This is a genomic window from Pseudonocardia sp., assembly GCF_025965585.1.
Taxonomy (GTDB): Bacteria; Actinomycetota; Actinomycetes; order Mycobacteriales; family Pseudonocardiaceae; genus Pseudonocardia.
Genome location: NZ_JAOPWR010000193.1, coordinates 1 through 3,107, shown reverse-complemented (window position 1 = coordinate 3,107; position 3,107 = coordinate 1). Strand labels below are relative to the sequence as shown.

Annotated in this window: 3 protein-coding genes and 3 pseudogenes; 1 reads left to right on the top strand and 5 read right to left on the bottom strand. The window is 72.0% G+C overall.

Annotation, left to right across the window (positions count from 1 at the left end; all coding sequences use genetic code 11):
* Positions 1 to 420: 420 nt before the first annotated feature.
* Both JWR81_RS12355 and JWR81_RS12350 read right to left on the bottom strand, forming a co-directional pair.
* Positions 421 to 639, bottom strand: a pseudogene (locus JWR81_RS12355) (F420-dependent glucose-6-phosphate dehydrogenase); the annotation flags it as partial.
* A gap of 63 nt (positions 640 to 702) precedes the next feature.
* Positions 703 to 816 (bottom strand): annotated as a pseudogene (locus tag JWR81_RS12350) (hypothetical protein); the annotation flags it as partial.
* Between JWR81_RS12350 and JWR81_RS12345 the strand changes: the two are divergent.
* A pseudogene (locus JWR81_RS12345) lies at positions 769 to 1,041 on the top strand (transposase); the annotation flags it as partial. The pseudogenes JWR81_RS12350 and JWR81_RS12345 sit on opposite strands and share 48 nt — an antisense overlap.
* Here JWR81_RS12345 and JWR81_RS12340 read toward each other — a convergent pair.
* From JWR81_RS12340 to JWR81_RS12335, 3 genes are all read right to left on the bottom strand, one after another.
* Positions 968 to 1,861: an amidohydrolase family protein gene (locus JWR81_RS12340; RefSeq protein WP_297650735.1), complete on the bottom strand. Its 894-nt coding sequence runs from the start codon at positions 1,859 to 1,861 to the stop codon at positions 968 to 970. The pseudogene JWR81_RS12345 and the gene JWR81_RS12340 sit on opposite strands and share 74 nt — an antisense overlap.
* Before the next feature lie 176 nt (positions 1,862 to 2,037).
* On the bottom strand, positions 2,038 to 2,271 hold the full coding sequence (locus tag JWR81_RS34340; protein ID WP_367278782.1) for a 2Fe-2S iron-sulfur cluster-binding protein: 234 nt from the start codon (positions 2,269 to 2,271) through the stop codon (positions 2,038 to 2,040).
* A gap of 7 nt (positions 2,272 to 2,278) precedes the next feature.
* Complete coding sequence (locus JWR81_RS12335; RefSeq protein WP_367278781.1) at positions 2,279 to 2,995, bottom strand: ferredoxin reductase; 717 nt, start codon at positions 2,993 to 2,995, stop codon at positions 2,279 to 2,281.
* Positions 2,996 to 3,107: the final 112 nt, after the last annotated feature.

Genomic DNA, 3,107 nt, shown 5'->3' with positions numbered 1-3,107 from the left:
CGCAGGCCGAAGAACAGTCAACCCCGAACCGGGGCGACAGGTGTGAACCGAGCGACCCCGACCACCGCCTCGGAGATCATGGCTGCAGACCCGATCTCCTGCCCGCATTGAACAAGTCGGTGTGAAGTGGACCGGATGCATCTCGACTTCACTCACCCGTCCGGCCGAACCGGTCCTGGCCAGCACTGACTGTCCTCCACATCTGAGGATGTCTCAGTCGTTACGCCGCGTTTTGATCCGTCATGTTTACAATACTGTTTACGCAGAGGCAGTCACGCTCCAGACCCGCTGCGCGGGATCCGTCCGCGGCTCGCCCGCGCCGATCACGGAAATGCGCCAGAACTTAAACCTCGCCCGTGGTGATGGGTAATCTTCGCCAACTGCCCGGCCGCGCTGGGTGAGTACGAGCAAGCCGGTCCCTCAGATCGCACGCAGCTTCGGCAGCACGTCCTCGGCAAACTGTGTGAGGAAGCGTTCCTGGTTGTGGCCGGGACCGTGGAACACGAGATGGTTGAGCTCCGCGTCGATGTAGGGCTTGATCCGGGCGATGGCCTCATCCGGATCCGAGGCCACGATCCACCGCTTCGCCACCTGCTCGATCGGCAACTTGTCCGCCAAGCGCTCCATCTCCACCGCCGAATCCACGCCGGGCAGGAACCGTCCGGGGTAGGCCCGTGCCAACGTCGCGATCTCCATCGCCGTGACGGCCGGGTGGCGGGCGACCGACGCGACGATTCCGAGCCCGACCTTGACCCGCCGGGTCGCTCCGGCTCGCTGGGAAAGGTCGGGAACTGCCAGATCGGGGTCAGCGTGCACGCGGTCACCGACTCGGCGTCCGTAGCGATCGACTGGCGATTGTTCCTGCCGAAATCCTGGGACGACGCCGCGACCGGTGACGACGAACCAGACCTCCGCGCAGATCCGGCACGGGCGCGCACGCAGCCAGGATCCCCGACCAGGTGCGCCCCTACTGTGCAGCGTGCAACGCGCGCAGGTTGGCCTCGCCGATCGCGGCGCGCAGACCCGGTTCCAGGTCGCTGAGCACCGCCCCGGCCGGGCTCTCCCGTGCCGCGAACGGGTAGTCGGTTCCGAGCACGACGTGGTCGGGGCCGAACCGTTCGACGGCGAGCCGCAGGCTGTGGACGTCGTAGGTCAGGGAGTCGCACCAGAGCTCGCGGGCCCGCTCACCGGGCATGCGGTGACCGGCCGCGCCGCTCCGCCCCGCGAGCACCTCGCCCCGGTCCAGCCTCGGCAGCAGGGCGGGCAGCGCACCCCCGCCGTGGGCCAGGCAGATCCGCACCCCGTCCCGACGGGGCCGCCCGGTGACCAGCGCCGCCCCGGCGACGGCCGTCTCGGACGGCATGCCCAGGCCGAAGCCGATGCCGAGCCCGGCCAGGCGCGGGTCCAGCGTGAGGTCGACGGGGTGCACCAGCACCAGCGCACCGCGATCGGCCGCGGCGTCGAAGAACGGGTCGAACCGCTCATCCGACAGCTCGACGTCCCCGGCGCGGGTGCCGATCTCGACTCCGGCGAACCCCAGCTCGTCGACGCAGTGCGCCAGCTCGGCCGCGGCCCGCTCCGGGTCCTGCAGGGGCACCGCCCCGAGGGCCGCCAGCCGGTCCGGGGCCGCGGCCGCGAGCCCGGCGAGGAAGTCGTTCTGCGCCCGGGCGAGTACCGCCGCGCCCTCGGCGGGCTCACCGTGGCACAGCGTCACGGGGATGGGCGAGACGAGCTGGGCCGCGACGCCTTCGGCGTCCATGTCGCGCAGCCGCCGCTCCGCGGACCAGCAGCGGTCGTCGACCTCCCGGTAGAGGCGGCCGTCGAGCAGGATCCGGGCCCGGTCGGACGACACCCGCTCCACCGACGGCCACCTCCGGCGTGGGTCGGCGACAGGTCGGGCAGCCGGGGGTCGATCGCGTGCGTGTGCACGTCGACCAGGCCGCCGGCTGCCGGCCAGGACGGGTAAAGAGCGTTGTTGGACATTGGTGGTGGCCTCCGGCGGCAAGGTGAGGGGTTCAGAGGTCGAGTACGAGCCGGTCACCGAGGCAGCGTGAGACGCAGGCCCATCATGGTGTCGCCCGCGCGTCGCTGACGGGTGGTCAGGACGTGGTCGCGGTGGTCAGGCTCGCCACCGAGCACTCCGACCTGGTACGACCCACAGATCCCCTCCTCGCAGTCGCTGGCGACGTCGACCCCGGCCTGCGCGAGCCGCTGCAGCACCGTGGTGCCGGGCTCGACGGCGAGGGTCCGCCCGGAGCGGGCCAGCTCCACGACGAACTCACCGGCGGCCGCGTCGCGCGCCGCGTGTCCCGGATCCGCCTCGGGCGCCGCGAAGCGCTCCAGGCGCAGGACGTCGGCGCCGAGGGGGGGCGCAGCACTTCTCGAGCGCGGCGAGCAGCGGCTCGGGCCCGCAGCCGTAGACGAGCGCGCCCGCCCCGAGCCCGGGGAGGGCGACCAGCGCCGCGTCGAGGTCGAGCCGCCCCCGGACGTCCTCGGGGACGACCTGCACCCGGTCGCCGTAGCGGGCGAGCCGGTCGAGGAAGGCCATGGAGCGGCGGGTGCGGCCGCCGTACAGCAGCCGCCACCCGGCGCCGGCCCGCTCCGCGTGCTCGATCATCGGCAGCAGCGGGGTGATACCGATGCCGCCCGCCACGAACAGATAGCCGGGTGCGGGTTCCAGCGCGAACGTGTTGCGGGGCCGTCCGACGCCGAGCCGGTCGCCCGGCCGCAGCGACTCGTGCACGTACCGGGAGCCGCCGCGCCTGGCCGGATCACGCAGGACCGCCACCTCGTATCCGGCGGCATCGCCGGGCGGCCCGCACAGCGAGTACTGGCGCACGAGGCCGCAGGGCAGGCGCAGGTCGACGTGCGCGCCCGGCTCCCACGCGGGCAACGCCTCGCAGGTCGGCGCCGTCAAACGCACCGACACGACGCCGTCGGCCTCGTAGGTCAGCCGGCGAACCCGCAGGTCCAGGCCGGTGTTGGTCGCTCCCATGCTGCTCCATCGGTCGGGGTGGCCGCGGTACCCGTGTGCGCGACCGAGCAGCCGAGGGCCGCCTAACTATTTTCGATTTCGATACTCATGAGTCTGGACTTTTCTCTTGAGG